The following is a 19,795-nucleotide window of genomic DNA, read 5'->3' as shown; positions in this document are numbered from 1 at the left end:
GTTCCGCAGTCAGTAGATGATCTCGAAGGTCACGAGGCCGTCGGCGACAATCTCTTCGTTGATCGACAACAGATGCCGTGGTGCGATGAAGATCGCCGCATCGAGGGTTACGCTGAGTGCTTTCACGGCAGTTGGGCCCGTCGCCCCGTCGGCGGCGAGGGCATATCCGACCCGCTCCGCGTTCGCGCGATCTGCCGCCACGGCACTGCCCATCGCAACCCAGGATCGTCCGCCGTCGACCGACCGCGTCGCGAGCAACCCGCCGCGCTCGGAAGTCGCCACGGCGCTCCAGTGCAGTACGTAGGAACCGATGTCCTCGCCGGCCGGAGTCTTGCCCAACCCGAACAGTTGTCCATTCTTGGGGCTGGTGCCCAGCGCTACGGGGGCGACGGCCGTACCCGCGCGCTCATCGCGTGTCACTCGGAAGGCGAATGGCGTGGGTGCGTCGCACCGCACCTGAAGCTCTCCGTTGCGGACCATCGGGAGTCGCGTGGAGGCGCCTTGGCGATCGAGATCGGTGGCGCGGAGTCGGCCAAACGACACGTGGCGCAGTACCGACACACTGCAAATACCCGGCTGTACATCGGCTTGCAGTGTCAGTTCTCGCATAGCTCGCGCGCCGTCGGTTTCGACTGCACCGCCCACCATCCATCGGGTTACGTCGCTGACGGTGAGCGCGCGTTCGTCCACGCGAGTCTCGATATCGATCTGCGCGCTGAACTCGCGACCCACAGCCGTCGCGCCGTTCTTCACCGGTGACAGCCCCTGGCCGGGTATCCACGGCTGCGAGGCACCTGTCTGGCGCGGCGTGCCGCCATCGCGATCGACCTGCCCCACTTCGACAGGGACGCCATCCAGGAATCCGTCGCGCAGGCGCAGGGAGAAATGACCATCGTCGGTGAAGCGGAATCGACCCGGTCCAGCGGGCATGCCGCGGAAGTACGTGGTCATTCCCCGTGGTTCCGGGCAGCGAATGTGCATGCCTACGGTACGCATCGGCAGCTCGAGCAGGCCATTGCCATCGAGGGGAAGCGTCGTCCGGCTCAACCGGCCGTAGTCGACTTGCGGCGCATTCAGCGTCACTTCGCAGCTGCTGTCCGTCGCGCCCACCGTGGTGGCCATGAGTGAAGTGACGAGCCATATACAGAGGCAAGCAAGGAACTTCATCGAGCGCGATCCTCGACAGGACGGCACACCGCCTCCGCGGATTCGTAATAGACGCCTGGTTCGGCAGATTCATCCGGGTCGATGACCAACTCGCAGTCCGCCGCGCCGACGTCACTGACCCGCAGCCGCGGTGTTGCCAGTGCATTGGGCACGAAGATCTCGCCATCGCCCTGCACGACGCCGACCAGTTCACCGTGCTCGTCGGTCACGGTTGCACCGAATGGCAACACGCGCGCGTCGGGCGTCCGTGCAAGGACGAGCACACGACGAGTCTTCTTCACCGCGAAATCGAGTCGGGCCACCGCGCCGCGGGCCGCCTCGACCACCGTAGCGCCGTTGTGGATATCGATGTTCTTCGGGAGGGAGTCCGTAGCGACCTCGATACTACTCTTGCCGTAGGGGCTGAGCTGCGGAAGGACCGCGTAACCTCGCGAGTCTGTCCAAACGGGGCCACTGGGCGTGGCGATGCGAATGCCTGCGGCGTCGCCCACCGACAACACGCCGAACGTGTCGCGCACGGCGTACGGTGACGCCGTGAGACCTTGCTCGTGAAGCACCAGCCCCCCACGCAGGCCAAGGCTGTAGTTGCTGTTGCGCGTGTCTCGCGTATAGCTTGCATCAAGCTGAAAGTAACGAGGGAGTACCGACGCAGCCGTCGTAAGGCTACGACGCCTGCCATCCGGTCGGTATTCGACTCCTGCGCGGTACGATGCAAACTCGTTGACCTGTTCCGAGAAACTCGCTCCATAGCGGCTTTCCCCGGCATACCGGCGCACGGTCGCGCCAAGACGCCGGCTTTCGCCCAATGGCACGCTAACGTTGAGGTAGATGCTGTTATTCGCCCCACGACGCACCCGACTCAGCATCCACTCCGCGGAGAGCGAGACGGACGCGCGCCCGAAGCGGGTTCCCCACGACGCAAGCGCTCGTCGCGTCGCAGCGCCTTGGAACAGGACGGTACGCGAGAAACCCGCACTGAGGTTGCCGAACCCGGGGGCTGACCACGACAGCGAAGCTGATGACTGATCACGATAGCGCGTGCGGCGCGCATCGATGGCGTTGTTGCCCGAGGTATCCAGCAGCTGGCGGTAGCCTGGGCTCTGGCGCAGATCGGACAGCGCGAACGACCAGTGCTCGCTCAGTCGATGCGACAGCGTCAGGGTCGCCTGCAAGCCCGACACATCCTCGCGGACAGCGCGTGAGCCGGTCGCGTCGAGTTGTAGCTGCGTGTTGGCCCCCAGCTGTGTGCCGACGCCGACACCGATCGCGTGGTAATCCGAGGACAGCATGGCGCCGCCGCTAACGATGACACTGCGACGCATGGGGCCGCTCCACCCACCACTGATCAACCATGGCGAGTCCGCACGCCCGGTGTTCCGTGCCTTGCCCACGGCGAGGGAATACCCGACGGAAGGTGCGACAGGGCCGGCCATGACCGGGGTCACGACAAAGCGTTGCACCTCACCCCCGTTTCCCACGACAGTCACATCCAGATTGGCACGCCGGTTGACGCGCGGAATATTGTTCAGGACGAACGGCCCGGCCGGCACCACGGTCGAGTAAACCAACACCCCATCCTGGCGAACCTCGACGCGTGCCTGGCTCGGGGCAACACCCTCCACGGCGGAATCGCCCCCTTGCATGGCAAGCGCTTGCTCGCTCATGAGCTGCATCCCGGTCACCTGTGCTCCGGCCAGCGCAGGGTTGACCACGTTGATCTCGCCGAGCTGGACCACGGCGCGGCGGTCGGAAAACGACCGTTGCGCGAAGGTGTCAAGGACCTCCGAACGAAGACGACCATCAGTTGCGCTGGCGACGCCGCGACTACGGATGATCCAATCGCCCGTATTGAATCCGACTTCCGTGTTGGCCGACGCGTAGCGACTTCGTCGCCCCTCCCCCCAGCTATTCAAGCCGATGACCTCGTAGTTGAGAAGGGCGGCCGTTCCACCGCGCGAGTAAGCCGACACATCCTGCTTCGGCCGCCGCAGCGCGTCAGTAGGTACCAGCAAGGAGACCTGGCCTCGGGCTGGATCGAGTTCGATGGACGCACGAGGCATGACCGACCTTAGATCGACACACGAGGACACTTCGGAGGCATCCCCGGCAGCTGCGTGCGTCGCTGGAATCACTACTTTCGCAACATCCAGCAAGGCCCGCTCGATACAGAGCGAACCGTGCTCGTCGAATCGTGCAGTGGCCCGCCCTGTCGATCGGCCGTTGACCCTCAACGACACGACGTGGTGCCCAACGGTGAACCGGGGAGCCTCGCGAAAGTATTCGGCCAGCTTCGGATCGATACCGCGCGACTTCAACATATCCGGATCGAACTCGACCCGGCGAGCACCGACGACAGAAGGAGAGGTCGACGACGTATCCCGTTCGTCGAGGTCGTTGGCTGAAGCCTCGGGCATATCCAGGGCGCACGCCAATGGAAACAGTGCCAGACGCAGACGCGCGCCGCGTAGTCGGCGGGCGGGCATGCGCAAACGCACGGCCGGCCTCGGCTCAACGCGCAATGGAACTCAATGCGGCGTCATAGGCGTCCACGGCGAAGCCATAGACGGTGGCGGGGTAAATACGTACCGACGCGGCGGACCTGGCAGACTCCGGAACCGCTATGGAGTGGAAGGCTCCGGGAAGCAGATAAGCGGCGGGAATCTTCACGGAAGCCATCATCGGCAGCAGGTGGACCTCCTGACCCATTCGCACGACGTAGGGCGTATCGTTGTGAACGGTCAACTCGCCGTTCGTGATCGACCATGTCAGGCCCTTCCACGGCTCGCGGTTGAGCGGCAGACCCTTCGGATGGACAATGACAGGAAGGTTCTGCCTGATATTGACAGCGACGGTCGCGCGCCCCGGCTCAAGCTTGTTCTTCGGCGGAATGCCTTCGAAGATCACGCGCTTCAGGCGCTGCGTCTTCAGTGGAACCGCGTTGCGCAGGATGAATCTAACCACCTGGTTCTCACCCGGCTCGACGCGCGACACCGGTGGCGTGACGAACAACAGCGGCTCGGTATCTTCCGGGATGCCTTGCAGCGTCACGTGCAGAAGGGAAGGTCGCGCATCGCTGTTACGTACATTTACCTGTGCCTCTCCCTTCTCCTCGTACACGATCACTACTGAGGTTTCCGGCAACATGCCGTCAGCAAGGGCCGGCATCGCAGGCAACACGCCAACCAATGCCACGGCGAACAGGACACGCCTGGCACGCACACACAGAACACCGCTCTTCGACATGCAAAAGCTCCCGCTCAGGCCCCCGGTGCGGCACACACAGGGGGCACCGTTGCTTAGTAGAAAATCTCGATCGTCGCCTGACCGGCGAGTTCGACTTCGTCATTAACGACCGGGTCCTTGGCCAGAACCGCATTGATCTTCAACGGCACATTCAACGTCGACAGGGCCGCCGGCTCCGTTGCGTCCGCGTCGGCGGCGAAAGCGAATGCCTCGCCGTCCTTGTCGAACCCGACCCGGCCGGTGACGGGCGTCGCCCAAGCTTCTCCAAGACCACCGTCCGTCGACTTCAGGACAAACGTATTGGAGACCATGGAAGCGGCGTCGATGCTAAGCGCGAAGTAACCGTTCGCCTTCCTGCCCTGCTCGTTGAAGCCAAGACTGTAGTGCGACGGGCCCGACTCCGACGCCCCCTGATCGCCATTGGCGTCGCTGGCTTTCAGCCAGAATTTCGCAGCGGCACCCTGGCAGTCGATCGCCAGCGACGCGTTCCTTTCTTCGAGAACCAGGTCCTGTCCGGGCGTGAAGTCAGCAAGCTTCACCGACTGAAGCTTCACACCCTCTTCGGGGACACCGACCAGCGATACGCTGCACGATGCCGGCGAGATCGTGCCGGTCACCTTGAGGCTGGCTGTATCTTCCGCGGTGGCGGCCAGGGGGACCAACAGCGCAAGCGTGACGCCGGAGTACAAGGCGAGATGACGCATCTGGTATTTCTCCTTAAATGGCCGTTGTGGCCGTAAAACTCCTGCGCGCCGATGGGATGCGACATGGCTGCGCGACGCGTAACCGCCGATTGCAAACGTGTTGCGACCGGAAGGCGTCTTAAGAGGTCGGCCATCGTATCGATGGCGCGACGGTGCCGACATAGGATCACTCCTATTTCACTCGGCAGGTTTGAACTTTCTGTGGGAGCCCATTTATCTGTGGGAGCCGATTCATCTGTGGGAGCCGATTTATCGGCGATTCCTTACGGTGTCCGCGAGCACCCATCGCCGATGAATCGGCTCCTACAGAAATCACGGATCTACCAGATTTTGTAGACCTGGCCGGTTTGGCGACCCTCGACCGAACGCGCGAACGCCATCGCCGCGCGTGCGGCGCTCACCGGCTCGAAGCCACGGAAGTAAGGCGCGTAGGCGTGCATCGCTTCGGTCAGTACGGTCGGGCTGACGACATTGATGCGGATGCCGCGCGGCAGTTCGATGGCCGCGGCGCGCACGAAGGCTTCGACGGCGCCGTTGACGGTGCTCGCCACGGCGCCGGAGAGGATCGGCTGCTCGGTGAGAATGCCCGTGATCAGGGTGAACGAACCACCATCGCGCACATGTGGCGTACCAGCGCTGACCAGCCGGATCTGGCCGAGCAGTTTGTCCTGCAGCCCCTCCAGATACTTCGCCTCGTTCAGCTCGGCCAGCGGTGCAAAGGGAACCTTGCCTGCTGCGCAGATCACGGCGTCGACCTGCCCCAGTTCGCGAAACATCGTCTCGACGCTCGCCGCGTCGCGAAGGTCCACATGGACATCACCACTGGAGCGACTCGCCCCGACAACGTTATGCCGCGCGCCCAGCTCCGCCGCGACCGCCTTGCCCAGGGTACCGTTGGCGCCCACGATCAGGACCTTCATATCCGCCTCCTTGGTGATTGATAACCGGAAAGAGTACGCTCGGACGCATGAACCGTCGTGCCGCCCTTTCGCTGCCGCCGCCCATGGCCGATACCTCGGCGCTCGGCCGTGAGCAGGATGTTCTGGGCCTGTCCGACGAACCCTCGATCCACTACCTCGACCATGGCTCACGCAGCCGGCTGATCCGTTGGCATTACCACCCAGCCTACGAGCTTCACCTGATCGTCGCGACCGAGGGTACCGCCTATGTGGGCGACTACGAAGGCCGCTTCGCGCCGTACACCCTGATGCTGACGGGCCCCAACGTGCCGCACAACTGGGTGACTGACACGAGCTGCGAGCCGGCGGCCTTGCGCGATCGCGTGATCCTGTTCTCCGAAGCCTTCGTGCGCCGCTGCATCGAGTTCTTTCCGCTGGCCCGACACGTGAAGTCCTTGTTGCTCGAGGAAGCGCGTTACGGCATCGAGTTCGCGCCGGATCTCGGCAGGCAGCTTGAGCCCTACTTCCGCCGCGTTGCGGAAAACCCAGGCTTGCGCCGCGTGGCGAGCTTCTTCGAGATGATCGAGGCGCTCGCCGAAGACCCCACCCGGCGCCCTCTGAGCAGCCGCCCATTCCAGGCGTCGGCCGATCCCAGTCAGTCGATGAAGTTGCATCGTGCGGTGACCTTCATCGACCGCCACCATGCCGGCGATGTGTCGTTGAAGACGGTGGCGGACCGACTGGCCATGTCTGAAACCGCATTCTCGCGCTTCTTCCACCAGCACACCGGTTATCGCTTCATCGACTATGTCAACCAGATACGCGTGCAACGCGCGTGCGAAAAACTGGTGGCTTCGACGGGGTCCATTACAGACATCTGCTACGAGGTCGGCTTCAGCAACCTGTCGAACTTCAATCGCCGCTTTCTTGCCCTGACCGGCATGACGCCGCGCGAATATCGGATGCGTCACCGGCAACCCGCCGCCGATCTGTAATGCCGCGACGCGTCACCAGACGCGTGCTGGATCTCTTATCGAACGGCTTCTTACGTACTTTATTGCTTAATGCCTTGTGTGCTGCATAGCAGCATTCGTGGCTATATGGCGGGTGTTTCTGAAGCCACGCGATGCCCGATTCTGCAAAAAAGTACGCATCTTCACCGGAAAACGACGAGACACGTATTGGTGGTCGTAGTGCCCTTGAACCTATAAACGGTCATCCATTCGGTTCGCCGCAAAGGGAGGCATGATGAGCGATTACCGGAACGGCCTTGGAAAGGGTATCGCCTCCGTCCTGTTCGCTACGTTGCTGGGAACGGCCGGCGTTGCATATGCCGACACCACGCTCACCATCGGCACGGTGAATAACGCGGACATGGTGCGCATGCAGGCGCTCTCGTCCGAGTACGAGAAGACCCATCCGGGCGTGCACCTGAACTGGGTGGTGCTCGAAGAGAACACCTTGCGGCAACGCCTGACCACGGACATCGCCACGCATGGCGGCCAGTTCGACGTCATCACCATCGGTGCTTACGAGGCGCCGCTATGGGGCGCACAGAAGTGGCTCAAGCCGCTGGACAACCTGCCCGCCGACTACGACACCAACGACATCTTCAAGAACGTGCGCGAACAACTGACGGTGGACGACCATCTCTACGCCGTGCCGTTCTACGCCGAAGCCAGCATCACCTACTTCCGCACCGACTTGTTCGCCAAGGCAAACCTGACCATGCCCGCCGAACCCACCTGGGACCAGATTCGTGGCTTCGCTCAGAAGCTCCACGATCCCGACCATGGCGTGTATGGCATCTGTCTGCGCGGCAAGGCAGGCTGGGGCGAGAACATGGCCCTGCTTGGCACCGTCGTCAACAGTTACGGCGGACGCTGGTTCGACGAACAGTGGCACCCGCAGATCGACACGCCGGAATGGCATAAGGCCGTCAACTTCTATGTGGACCTGCTGAAGAACTACGGCCCGCCCGGCCCCTCGGACAACGGCTTCAACGAGAACCTCGCGCTGTTCGCCTCGGGCAAGTGCGCCATGTGGGTCGATGCCAGCGTCGGCGGCGGTACCGTCACCGACCCGAAGGAAAGCAAGGTCGTCGGCAACGTCGGCTTTGCACGCTCGCCGCATGAAGTGACCGATCGCGGCTCGTCGTGGTTGTGGGTCTGGTCGCTGGCTATCCCGGACAGCACCCGGCAGCCGGATGCGGCGCGGCAGTTCATCCTCTGGGCCACGTCCAAGCCGTACCTGAAGATGGTCGCCGATAAGTACGGTGCGCAGGCCACACCGCCCGGCACGCGCGAGTCGACTTATGCGAACGCGGCGTACATGACCGCCGCGCCGTTCGCCAAGGTCACTTACGACTCGCTCAAGGCCGTCGACCCGTCGCATCCGACGCTCAAACCGGTGCCGTACAAGGGCATCCAGATCGTTTCGATTCCGGAGTTCCAGGCGGTCGCCACCCTGGTCGGCCGCGAGATCGCCGGTGCACTGGCCGGCCGCGGCAACGTGGACCAGCTACTGCATACCGCCGATGCCGCCGTCAGCCGCACCATGAAACGTGCGGGTTACTACGACCAGAAACCGGTCATCTCGAAGGAGCCGCCGAAATGAGCGCGCGTATCCGCAAACGCCCGGAGCGGCTGCTCGCCCAGCCCGCGATCATCATGCTGCTGGTATGGATGATTGTCCCGCTGGCGATGACGTTGTACTTCTCCACCCAGTACTACAACCTGCTCTACCCCGGTAAGTCGGCCTTCGTCGGGCTGGAGAATTTCGCCTACTTCTTCACGTACCCGAGTTTCTGGACCTCGATCCTCAACACCATCATCCTGGTCGGTAGCGTGCTGGTGGTCACCGTCGTGGGTGGCGTGCTGATCAGCGTGCTGGTGGACGAAACCTTCCCCGGCCAGGGCATCGTGCGGATGCTGCTGATCTCGCCGTTCTTCATCATGCCCACCGTCGCCGCGCTGGTATGGAAGAATCTGCTCATGAATCCCGTCTCGGGCTTCCTCGCCTGGGTATGGAAGCTGTTCGGGGCCACGCCGGTGAACTGGTTCGCCGACTGGCCGCTGTTCTCCATCATCACGGTAGTGTCGTGGGAGTGGTTGCCCTTCGCCATCCTTATCTTCGTCACCGCGCTGCAGTCGCTCGATCGAGAGCAGATGGAAGCCGCCCGCATGGATGGCGCGAGAGGCTTCGCGATCTTCCGCTACCTCACCCTGCCGCATCTCGCACGCCCCATCGCCGTGGTCGTGATGGTCGAGGCGATCTTCCTGCTCAACATCTTCGCGGAAATCTTCGTGACGACGAACGGCGGCCCGGGCGACGCGACGACCAACGTTCCCTACCTGGTCTATACGCAGGCCCTGCTCGAGTTCGACGTGGGCGCGGCGTCGGCCGGCGGCCTGGTGGCCGTGGTACTCGCCAACATCATGGCGGTGTTCCTCATCCGCCTGATCGGCAAGTCGCTGACAGAGAAGACCTGAGGAATAACGACATGACCAGGCGCAAACACAATCAGACCGCCCGCACGATCCGCATCGTCGGTTCATGGATCGTCGCGCTTATCGTCTTCTTTCCCATCCTCTGGATGCTGCTGACCAGCTTCAAGTCCGAACTCGACGCCTTCAGCATGCCGCCGCACTTCTTCTTCGCGCCCACGCTGGAGAACTACGAGCAGATCCTCGCTCGCGCCAACTATCTGCACTACGCGTGGAACTCCATCGTCACCGCAGGTGGCGCGACCATACTTGGCATGATCGTCGCGGTGCCGGCGGCCTATGCCTTCGCCTATCACCCCACGCTGAAGACCAAGAACGTCCTCCTGTGGATGCTCTCCACCAAGATGCTGCCGAGCGTGGGCGTGCTGGTACCGATCTACCTGATCTGCCGCGACCTCAACATGCTCGACTCGAAGACAGCGCTGATCATCATCTTCGCCCTGATCAACCTGCCGATCATGGTCTGGATGATCTACACCTACTTCCGCGACATCCCTTACGACATCCTCGAAGCGGCACGGATGGATGGCGCCAGCACGGGCCAGACGATGTTCCGCGTGCTGATTCCGGTGAGCCGCGGCGGCCTCGCCTCCACGGCGCTGCTCTGCCTGATCCTGTCGTGGAACGAGGCCTTCTGGTCGCTCAACCTCACCACCGCCAGCGCCGCGCCCCTGACCGCGCTGGTGGCCTCGTTCTCCAGTCCCGAGGGGCTGTTCTGGGCGAAGTTGTCCGCCGTGTCGACCCTGGCCTGCGCACCAATCCTGGTGCTCGGCTGGCTGTCGCAGCGCCAGCTCGTTCGCGGCCTCACCTTCGGCGCAGTCAAATAGGAGTCACTCATGTCCCGCCTGGAAATCCGTTCACTGCGCAAGTCGTTCGAGGGAGTCGATGTCATCAAGGGCATCGACCTGGTCGTCGAGGACCGCGAGTTCTGCGTGTTCCTGGGGCCTTCCGGCTGCGGCAAGTCCACCACGCTGCGCCTGATCGCCGGCCTTGAAGAGGCCGACGAGGGGCAGATTCTTCTCGACAAGGACGACATCACCGACCGCGCGGTGGATAAGCGCGATCTCGCCATGGTGTTCCAGAGTTACGCGCTATACCCGCACATGACCGTACGCGAAAACATGTCGTTCGCACTGCGACTGGCGAAGATGGACCAGCGTGCGATCGATGAGAAGCTCGGCCGGGCGACGAAGATCCTCGCGCTGGAACCCTACCTCGATCGAAAGCCGTCGGCGCTGTCCGGTGGCCAGCGCCAGCGCGTGGCGATCGGCCGTGCGATCACGCGCGAACCGCGCGTCTTCCTGTTCGATGAGCCGCTTTCCAACCTCGATGCCGCACTGCGTGCGGCGACGCGACTGGAAATAGCGCGGCTGCACCAGGAGCTCAACGCGACCATGATCTACGTAACGCACGACCAGGTCGAAGCGATGACTTTGGCCGATCGTATCGCCATCTTCAACGAAGGCCGCATCGAGCAACTTGGCAAGCCGATGGAGCTGTACCACCGACCGGTCAACAAGTTCGTCGCCGGCTTCCTCGGCATGCCGCAGATGAACTTCTTCGAGGCGACGGTCGAAGGCGGCAGCGTGAAGCTGGGCAATGGCAACAGCGTGAGCATTCCCGGTGCCAGCCAGTTGAACGGCAAGGTCACCGTCGGCATCCGGCCCGAGCATCTTCGTGTATGCGACGGCGACGGCACCGGCGAGACGGTCAGTGGCAAGCTTTCGGTGGTCGAGCGCCTCGGGAGCGAGACGTACGCCTATGTGGATGTGCCGCAGGTGGGTTCGATCACCGTGCGAGCCGACGGCGATTTCGAGAGGCGTGCGGGCCGCGACATCTGCATCCGCCTCGACCTCACGCACGCCCACGTCTTCGACGCCTCCGGCGCCGCCATTCATCACCCCTGAGACCGCCTCATGCCCGTCCCCCTCGGCAACGAAACGCTCGACCGCCTTCCCCAAGGTGTCGATGCACCGCCCTTCGATCGCATGAAGGTCACCGCCGGCATCGCGCACATCGGCGTCGGCGCCTTTCACCGCGCGCACCTGGCCATCTATACCAATCACGTCCTGGCCGATGCGGACATGCACGAATGGGGCATCCTCGGCATCAACCTGCTCGAACACGACCGTCCGCTGGCAGATGCGCTCAAGGCACAAGGCGGCCTGTATTCAGTCAGTGAGTTCGATCCACGCGGCGCGCGGAGAACCCATGTCGTCGGCGCGATGGTCGATTACCTGTACGCACCTGACGACGGTGATGCCGTGCTCAAGCGGCTTGCGGATCCTTCCATTCGCATCGTCTCGCTGACGATTACGGAAGGCGGCTACCTCATCGATGAACACGGTACGTTCCGTCTCGACGACGAAACGGTGGCCCACGACCTGAAATATCCCGACGCGCCCAGCGGTGTCTTCGGTTTCATCGTCGGTGCGCTCGAGGTACGCCGCAAGGCCGGCGTCGCGCCATTCACCGTCATGTCCTGCGACAACCTTCGTCACAACGGGTCGCAGGCGAAGCGGGCGGTGCTGGCGTTCGCTGCTGCGCGATCGAAGGAACTTGCAGCGTGGATCGACAAAGAGGTCGACTTCCCCAACGGCATGGTCGACCGCATCACGCCGGCGACCACGCCCGAGGTGCGCGATCAACTCAACGCCGCCACCGGTCTGGACGACAAGGCGCCCGTGGTCTGCGAGGATTTCATCCAGTGGGTGCTGGAAGACAGGTTTCGCCAGGGCCGCCCGGCGTGGGAACGGCACGGTGTACAGATTGTCGACGACGTCTCGCCGTACGAAGACGCGAAGATCCGTTTGCTCAATGGATCGCATCAGATGCTGTCGTACCCGGCGTTCCTGTCCGGGCATCGCCAGGTCGACGTGGCGGTGAGGGATCCGCTGTTCAACAGCTACCTCACCGACTTCCTCAATGAGGACGCCGGCGTCTGGCTGAAGTCGCTGCCCGGCATGGACCTGGAGCCCTATAAAAAGAAGCTGCTCGATCGTTTCAGTAATGCATCCATCGCGGACCAACTCGACCGCCTCTGCCTGGACGGCGGCTCGAAAATCCCCGGCTTCCTCGGACCGACCATCACCGCCTGCCTGGAGAACGGCAAGGATGCGCGACGCCTGGCCTTCCTTCTCGCTGCTTTCGACCGCTATGTGCGGGTGGGCAAGGACGATAACGGCGAGGCCTATCCGTTGAGGGAGCCTAACGCCATGCGACTGGTCCAGCCGCTCATCGACAGCGGCTCCAGGGACACCCTTGTCGAAAGCGTGGAGCTGGTCGGCCCGCTCCCCGCCAGGGACAAGCGCTTCCGCAACCAGTACGACATCTATGTAACGTCTCTGGAAAAGAGGGGCGTGCGCGCGACGCTGGAGAACCTCGATTCCCTCGTCGACTAAAGGGTAACGGTATCGTCGCAGGCATTTCACTGCCCCGAACCTACGTTGGATGCCTTCCCCGTAGTCCTGTGGAGTACGCACCGATGCCTTACAACCCCAGCAATCCGCAACCACCCTTCGCCGAGCCCGGCAAGAACCGCCCGGATGGCGAGATCGGCAAGCCTGGCAGCTACAAGGACGAGTACGGTGCGGACCCCGAACCGCTCGAAGAGGACGATCCGATCGAGCCGCTCAAGAAACCGTAATGTTTTTCCAGGGCGCCGAGAGGCGCCCTTTTATTGGCGTTCATCGCGGAATTGCGGACGTAGCGGCGCAGAGCCTTCGGTGACGTAGGGGCGCAGAGCCTTCGGCGCCCACCCTCGCTGCTCAGACAGTCCTCCGCGTTCGGTGCGGAAGGCCGCTTCGCGGCCCGTGTTCTCACTGGCCTACGGCCGCTCCACTTGTGCGGAACTCGCCTCGAGGGTGGGCACCGAAGACTCTCCCGAGCCCTGAGGTTCGCGTGGGTCGAGCCAAAGCGCGTGGCAGCATCGTCGTCAGCCAGCACGCCGGCACTGGCGCGAGGAAGGTGTTGGGCAACCGGGTGCTAGTAACCGCGTCCGCATCGCCCCGGTGTTCCGGAAGCGGCCGGGGCCGACGACGGCACCACGCCACGGCTCTCCTCCCACCCAACCGTATCGTCGTGAGAGACCTTGGTGTCCACCCTCGAGGCGAGTTCCGCACAAGTGGAGCGGCCGTAGGCCAGATAGATACATGGGCCGCGAAGCGGCCTTCCGCACCGAACGCGGAGGACTGTCTGAGCAGCGAGGGTGGACGCCAAGGTCTCCCCCGCGAGACGCCCAAGTGTAAAGAGCGACGGCGCAGCCGAGCCCGCGAGGCTGAAGGCGAGCCATGCACGAGGTGCGAGGTGCGAGGTGCGAGGTGCGAGGTGCGAGGTCCGAAAGCATGCCCGGACTGAAAGCCCAACGCCCGGGCCTCGGCAATCCGCCAAGCAGCTTTTTTTGGCTAGACTTCCCGGCATGAGTCCCCCACCCAAGAAGCCCCAGCCGCGGCGTACGGCGCCCCCGTCCGCGCGCAAGGTCGCGCCACCGAAGCCGGTCGCCCGGCCTGCCGATGCCTCGACCACGGCCGAGCGTGTGCTCACCTTCCTGCTTCGCGGCCTGCCACCCGAGCGGCGCGAAAAGATCCACGCCTACCTCGTGCTCACCCGCATGGACCGCCCCATCGGCGCCCTGCTGCTGCTCTGGCCAACCTGGTGGGCGTTATGGCTGGCAGCGAAGGATTTCCCGCCGATCGGTCCGCTGATCATCTTCACCCTGGGCGTGTTCGCCATGCGCTCGGCCGGTTGCGCGATCAACGACTATGCGGACCGCAAGCTCGATCCACAGGTGGCGCGCACGGCGGGACGGCCAATCGCCAGCGGTCGGGTCACGCCGCGCGAGGCGCTGTACGTGTTCGCCGGGCTCCTTGTGTTCTCGTTCCTGCTGGTACTGCTGACCAACCGGTTGACCATCCTGCTGTCGTTCGGCGGCGCCGCGCTGGCGGCCATCTATCCGTTCTGCAAGCGCTACACCAATCTGCCGCAGGTGGTGCTGGGCGCCGCCTTCGGCTGGTCCATCCCGATGGCTTTCGCGGCAGTGACCAACAGCGTGCCGCCGGTGGCCTGGCTGCTCTTCATCGGCAATATCCTGTGGTCGGTGATCTACGACACCGAATACGCCATGGTCGATCGCGAAGAAGACATCAAGGCCGGCGCGAAGTCCACCGCGATTCTTTTCGCCGATGCGGACCTGGTCATCATCGGCATCCTCATGGGTACCTTCCTGCTCACCATGTTGCTGGTCGGTACGCGCTCGGCGCTGGGCTGGCCTTACTGGCTCGGCCTCGCCGCCACGGCTGGCCTGTTCGCGTACCAGCAGTGGCTGATGCGCGACCGCGCGCGCGACGCCTGCCTTCAGGCATTCCGCCACAACAACTGGGTGGGCCTGGCGCTCTGGCTCGGCATCGTGATTGCCCTGGCTCTGTGACCGTCATCACGCTGTGAGCTTTTCATGGCGATTTATCACGATTGAAACCGCACGGTCATGCGAGTTGAGTCGATCCGTCATGAGTGACGCATAAGTTCCTACGGGTTGTGTTGCCCCATCCCCGGAGCTTTTCCCATGTTGCGTACCAAGCCACTCTGCCGCGCCCTGCGCGCGGCGTTAGCCGCCGCTTTGCTCGTCGCCACTGCCGCCCAGGCGGACGACACACCGCAGCAGAAGAAAACGACCGACCTCGACAACGTGGTGGTCACCGCCCGCTCGGGCGTCGAGACCCGCACCAAGGCGGAAACCAGCTACTCGATCACCACGATCGACGAAGATCGCCTGCGCATGCAGGCACCGACCAGCGTCACCGAGGCGGTGAAGTCGGTCCCCGGTTTCTGGGTGGAATCCTCCGGCGGCGAGGCCTCGGGCAACATCCGTGCACGCGGCATCCCGGTGGATGGCTACGGCTCGGTCACCCTGCTCGAAGACGGCATTCCCGTGCAGCACGATCCCGCGCTGGGCTATCTCAACGCCGACCAGGCCTTCCGCCTCGACGAGACCATCGAACGCGTCGAAGTCGTTCGCGGCGGTCCATCGTCGATCTTTTACTCGAATGCACCGGCGGGTGCGATCAACTTCATCCCGCGCCAGGTCGGCGACACACCCGAGGGGCTGATCAAGTACACGGTGGGCAACTACTCGTTGAACCGCCTGGACTTCTGGTACGGCACACCGATCGGCGGCGGCTGGAAACTCGGCGTCGGCGGCTTCTGGCGCGTGGACGACGGCCAGCGCAACCCGGGCTATCGCGCCAACGACGGCGGTCAGCTGCGCGCCACGCTGTCGAAGAAACTCGACAACGGCGACATCAGCTTCGACGTGAAGCACCTGGATGACAAGGTGGCTCTCTACCTCGGCATCCCGATGCAGACGAACGCCAACGGCGACATCCGCGCCGTGCCGGGATTCAACGGCAACTACGGCACGCTGGCTGGCCCGGAGACGGAGCACCTGCAGATGCGCGAAGGCGACGGCAGTCTCTACAACTTCGATAACAGCGAAGGCACGCACGTCAAGCGCACGCAGGTGTCGTTCAAGTTCAACCACGACCTCGGCGACGACTGGAAGCTGGCCGAATCCATGCGTTATGACACCACGGACACGCAGCGCAACGGTGTGTTCCCCAATGCCGTGCAGAGCGCGTCGTCGTTCATTACCCAGGACACCAAGCGCCTGTCACTTATCCCCGGCGCGACCGCGCTGCAGTTCCGCTACGTGGACAATCCGGGCCAAGTATTCAACACAGCTAACCAGAACGGCAACGGGCTTGTCCTCACCGACGGTCTGCGCGGCGTGACCATGCCGGTGAACGAGTTCATCAACGACACGCGCATCCTGCGCCAGTTCGAGTTCGGCGAGCAGACGCACGACGTCACCTTCGGTTACTACCACGCGAATTTCCAGCAGGACTTCGACCGCTATTCGTCCACCGTATTGACGGATGTGCGCGACAACGCGCGCCCGATCGACCTGGTCGGCGTGGATCCGAACGGCAACGTCGTCGGCTCACTGACGGACCATGGCGTCTACCGTTACGGCTACGAGTGGGAACATGCCAGCGGCAAATCGAACACCAACGCGGCCTATGCCTCCGACGAGTGGACCATCACGCCGGAGTTGCGCATCGACGGCGGCCTGCGCTATGAGCGAGTGAACGTGCAGGGCTACACCGAAGGCAAGCAGACCGTGGACCTCGGTGGCTCGCCGGCCGCGGCCACCGTGCTCACCGGCAACGGCCAGTTCACCCACTACGACCAGACCTTCTCCAAGACCGGCTGGACACTCGGCGCCAACTGGCAGTTCTCGCCGCGCCAGGGCCTGTTCGCGCGGTGGACCTCGGCCTTCCGTCTGCCCAACCTGAGCACGTACATCACCAGCCCGACGGCCACGCCGCTGCTGCAGACGATGGACCTGGCCGAGACCGGCTGGAAGTTCAGTGACCGCCTCATGGACCTGTACGCGACGGCGTTCTACACGAAGTACGACAACGTCAGCTTCACCAACAACGTCTTCGACCGTGCGGGCAATACATCCACGCCACAAACCGGCTTCGCCAGCACCAAGACGTACGGCCTTGAACTCGAGGGCACGCTCTACCCGACGAAGTGGTTCGACGTGCAGTTCAACGCCACGCTCCAGGATCCGAAATACAAGGGCCTGTCGTATACCGACAACGTCAACAACGGCCCCGTGCTGCGCGACTATGACGACAACCAGCTGATCCGCGTGCCGAAGGTGAGCTACCGCGTGGTGCCGGGTGTGAACCTGATGGAAGGGAAGCTCCGCCTGCAGATGTCGTACGAGCACGAAGGCAAGCGCTACGTCGACACCGCCAATTCGGTGATACTGCCTTCGTACCACGTGGTCGGCGCCAGTGCCCGTTACGACGCCACACCGGAACTGTCGCTGTACCTGTACGCGGATAACATCTTCAACTCGCTGGGCCTGACCGAAGGCAATCCGCGTGCGGGCGAACTGGCGAGCTCCGATGCCGGCGCCAACACCTTCATCGCACGTCCGTTGCTGGGCCGATCGTTCCGCGCCGCCGTGATGTACCGCTTCTGATGCGTGCGCTGATCGCTCTACTGGTCGCCTGCTTCGCCGCCACCGTGGCGGCGGAGCGGGCGCCCGACCTCGTGCTACGCGGCGCGTTGTCGGGAAAGGACCAGCATACCTATCGCGAAGTGCCGTTCGACGTACCAAAGGGCACGACACGGATCACCATCGACGTTGCGTATACCGGCCGCGAGGAGAAGACGACGATCGATATCGGCCTGCTGGGCCCCGCGGGCTTCACGGGGCAAGATGGGTTTCGTGGCTGGAGCGGCGGCAGCAAGCGTCGTTTCACGGTCTCGGCGACCGATGCCACGGCGTCGTTCCTGCCGGGTGCGATCGAACCCGGCAAGTGGCGCCTGTTGCTGGGCATTCCGAATATCCGTCCCGCATCCACGGCTACTTATACGGCGCAGGTATGGCTGTCGCGCGATGACGAAGGCTTCGGTCCGGAGCATGGTTTGTCCGCGGCACTCAACCCCGATAACCGTTGGTATCGCGGCGACCTGCACATGCATACGGCGCACAGCGACGGTGGATGCCCCAATGCCGCGGGGACGAAGAAGGTGCCCTGCCCGCTGTTCCTCACCGTGGCCAGCGCGGCAAAGCGCGGTCTCGAGTTCATCGCTATCTCCGAACACAACACCATGTCGCAAGTGTCGGAAATGCGCGAGCTGCAGCCGTACTTCGACACCATGCTGATGATCCCGGCGCGCGAGATCACCACCTTCGAAGGCCATGCGAACCTGTTCGGGGTTTCGCAGCCGATCGACTTCCGCGTGGGCAGTGCCGGCGTACCCGACTGGAACGCCTTGCTTGCCGATGTCGCCAGGGCGCACGGCGTGATCTCGATCAACCATCCACGCCGCCCGAACGACGAAACCTGCATGGGCTGTGGTTTCACGCCACATAACCTCGTCGACATGCACGGCTTCCAGGCCATCGAGGCGGTCAACGGCGGCGATGCGGAGCGCGCGGACAGCGGCATTCCGTTCTGGGAGGCGCAGCTCGATGCGGGCCTGCGTATCGCCGGCATCGGCGGCAGCGACAGTCATGACGGCAGCGACGCGCCGCGGGACACGTTCGCTGGCCGAATCGGCTCGCCGACGACGGTGGTGCATGCGCGGGACCTCTCGATGGAGGGCATCCTCGACGGTATTCGTGCGGGGCATGTGTTCGTCGACGTGGAAGGCTCGCGCGACCGGTCGCTGGATGTCCAGGCCGCTGCGGGTTCAAAGACGGCGGACATGGGCGACGCGCTGGCTGTCGCGGAGGGATCATCCGTACACTTCGTCGTGCATACCGCGGCACTTGGCGGTCAGCGATTGCGCGTGCTCGACAACGGCAAGCCGATCGATCTTGCGGCGCATGACGTCGTCCCGTCGAATGGCGAGCAGACGTTCGACTGGAACAGCGACGGCAAGCCACACTGGTTACGCGTAGATGTGCGCTCACCTGAAGGCAAGCTGCTGATCCTCGGCAATCCCGTGTACATCAATCACTGACGACCACCGGGAAGCGGCGTGCGCGCCAGCGCCCAGACGTCCACCCGTTCGACACCTACGGCAAGGAGTGCCTTGGTGCACTCGATCAGGGTGGCCCCGGTGGTCATGACATCGTCGACGATTGCGACATGCTTCTGCGTGGGCAGGCGCCGCACGGCGAACGCGCCGCGCACGTTGCCGAGACGTGCGGTAGCGTCGAGTTCGGATTGTGCGTCGGTGCGGCGGGCGCGATAGAGCACGTCGTGGGCCAGGGGAATGCGATATCGACGCGCCAACGGCCGTGCGAGTTCGAGCGCCTGGTTGTAGCCGCGAGAGCGGAGGCGACTCAGGTGCAGGGGCACGGGCAGGAGCAGTTCGGGCAGGGAGGGCGGCGGTCCGGCATCTATCCACGCATCCGAAAGGACGCGGCCCGCTGCGAGGCTGCCTGCGAACTTGAAGCGTGCTTCGAGCGCATCCAGCGGCCATCCGTATTCATACGGCACCCAGAGGTCGGCCCAGGGCCGTGATTCGGCGTGGCACCTGTCGCATTCGGGAACCGGCGACGGCAGTGGGACGGCGCAACGCCCGCAGCAGGCGAGGTTGCGTGGCAGGGCGGTGTAACAGGCGCGGCAGAGTTCACGCGCCTCGTGGCCCTCATCGGCACAAACGAGGCATCGCGGTGGCAGGACGAACCGGCCAGCCGCGACGACCCATCGGGTGAAGCGGGACGCATCCATGCGCCGGCGGATCG

The 19,795-nt window shown here is 63.8% G+C and carries 16 protein-coding genes; 10 read left to right on the top strand and 6 right to left on the bottom strand.

Features of this window, described 5'->3' with window-relative positions:
* Positions 1-9: 9 nt before the first annotated feature.
* The 5 genes from C8J98_RS17780 to C8J98_RS17760 all read right to left on the bottom strand — a co-directional run bounded on the left by C8J98_RS17780 (position 10) and on the right by C8J98_RS17760 (position 6,034).
* Positions 10-1,167, bottom strand: coding sequence for a hypothetical protein (locus C8J98_RS17780; RefSeq protein WP_107914527.1), 1,158 nt, complete (start codon positions 1,165-1,167; stop codon positions 10-12).
* On the bottom strand, positions 1,164-3,662 hold the full coding sequence (locus C8J98_RS17775) for a fimbria/pilus outer membrane usher protein (RefSeq protein ID WP_107914526.1): 2,499 nt from the start codon (positions 3,660-3,662) through the stop codon (positions 1,164-1,166). The genes C8J98_RS17780 and C8J98_RS17775 overlap by 4 nt, the downstream gene beginning before the upstream one ends.
* Positions 3,663-3,675: 13 nt before the next feature.
* Positions 3,676-4,410, bottom strand: a complete 735-nt coding sequence (locus C8J98_RS17770) for a fimbria/pilus chaperone family protein (RefSeq protein WP_107914525.1) — start codon at positions 4,408-4,410, stop codon at positions 3,676-3,678.
* A 53-nt stretch (positions 4,411-4,463) separates the two neighbouring features.
* Positions 4,464-5,276 (bottom strand): hypothetical protein, encoded by an 813-nt coding sequence (locus tag C8J98_RS17765; RefSeq protein WP_146171665.1) that lies wholly within the window; start codon positions 5,274-5,276, stop codon positions 4,464-4,466.
* Between the two features lie 158 nt (positions 5,277-5,434).
* Entirely contained in the window at positions 5,435-6,034 is a 600-nt protein-coding gene (locus C8J98_RS17760; RefSeq protein WP_107914523.1) for a short chain dehydrogenase, read from the bottom strand.
* Positions 6,035-6,081: 47 nt separating this feature from the next.
* Here C8J98_RS17760 and C8J98_RS17755 point away from each other — a divergent pair, with 47 nt between their 5' ends.
* The 10 genes from C8J98_RS17755 to C8J98_RS17715 all read left to right on the top strand — a co-directional run bounded on the left by C8J98_RS17755 (position 6,082) and on the right by C8J98_RS17715 (position 19,065).
* Positions 6,082-7,008: an AraC family transcriptional regulator gene (locus C8J98_RS17755; RefSeq protein WP_107914522.1), complete on the top strand. Its 927-nt coding sequence runs from the start codon at positions 6,082-6,084 to the stop codon at positions 7,006-7,008.
* 253 nt (positions 7,009-7,261) lie between these two features.
* Positions 7,262-8,629, top strand: coding sequence for a sugar ABC transporter substrate-binding protein (locus C8J98_RS17750; RefSeq protein WP_107914521.1), 1,368 nt, complete (start codon positions 7,262-7,264; stop codon positions 8,627-8,629).
* Positions 8,626-9,504, top strand: coding sequence for a sugar ABC transporter permease (locus C8J98_RS17745; RefSeq protein ID WP_063571366.1), 879 nt, complete (start codon positions 8,626-8,628; stop codon positions 9,502-9,504). The genes C8J98_RS17750 and C8J98_RS17745 overlap by 4 nt, the downstream gene beginning before the upstream one ends.
* An 11-nt stretch (positions 9,505-9,515) precedes the next feature.
* On the top strand, positions 9,516-10,346 hold the full coding sequence (locus C8J98_RS17740) for a carbohydrate ABC transporter permease (protein WP_107914520.1): 831 nt from the start codon (positions 9,516-9,518) through the stop codon (positions 10,344-10,346).
* Between the two features lie 9 nt (positions 10,347-10,355).
* Complete coding sequence (locus C8J98_RS17735; RefSeq protein ID WP_107914519.1) at positions 10,356-11,426, top strand: ABC transporter ATP-binding protein; 1,071 nt, start codon at positions 10,356-10,358, stop codon at positions 11,424-11,426.
* Positions 11,427-11,435: 9 nt separating this feature from the next.
* Entirely contained in the window at positions 11,436-12,920 is a 1,485-nt protein-coding gene (locus tag C8J98_RS17730; protein ID WP_107914518.1) for a mannitol dehydrogenase family protein, read from the top strand.
* A gap of 83 nt (positions 12,921-13,003) precedes the next feature.
* Entirely contained in the window at positions 13,004-13,165 is a 162-nt protein-coding gene (locus C8J98_RS22110) for a hypothetical protein (RefSeq protein ID WP_158272750.1), read from the top strand.
* A gap of 888 nt (positions 13,166-14,053) precedes the next feature.
* The gene (ubiA, locus tag C8J98_RS17725) at positions 14,054-14,944 is read left to right on the top strand and encodes a 4-hydroxybenzoate octaprenyltransferase (protein ID WP_233260283.1); all 891 of its coding nucleotides are present in this window, start codon (positions 14,054-14,056) and stop codon (positions 14,942-14,944) included.
* Positions 14,945-15,079: 135 nt separating this feature from the next.
* The gene (locus C8J98_RS17720; protein WP_107914516.1) at positions 15,080-17,572 is read left to right on the top strand and encodes a TonB-dependent receptor; all 2,493 of its coding nucleotides are present in this window, start codon (positions 15,080-15,082) and stop codon (positions 17,570-17,572) included.
* Positions 17,572-19,065, top strand: coding sequence for a CehA/McbA family metallohydrolase (locus C8J98_RS17715; protein WP_199229948.1), 1,494 nt, complete (start codon positions 17,572-17,574; stop codon positions 19,063-19,065). Before C8J98_RS17720 ends, C8J98_RS17715 begins: the two co-directional genes overlap by 1 nt.
* Here the strand turns inward: C8J98_RS17715 and C8J98_RS17710 are convergent.
* Positions 19,059-19,781: a ComF family protein gene (locus tag C8J98_RS17710; protein WP_107914515.1), complete on the bottom strand. Its 723-nt coding sequence runs from the start codon at positions 19,779-19,781 to the stop codon at positions 19,059-19,061. The genes C8J98_RS17715 and C8J98_RS17710 overlap by 7 nt on opposite strands.
* Positions 19,782-19,795 lie beyond the last annotated feature (14 nt).

It is taken from the genome of Luteibacter sp. OK325 (assembly GCF_003050935.1).
Taxonomy (GTDB): Bacteria; Pseudomonadota; Gammaproteobacteria; order Xanthomonadales; family Rhodanobacteraceae; genus Luteibacter.
This window is presented reverse-complemented; position numbering and strand designations above follow the sequence as displayed.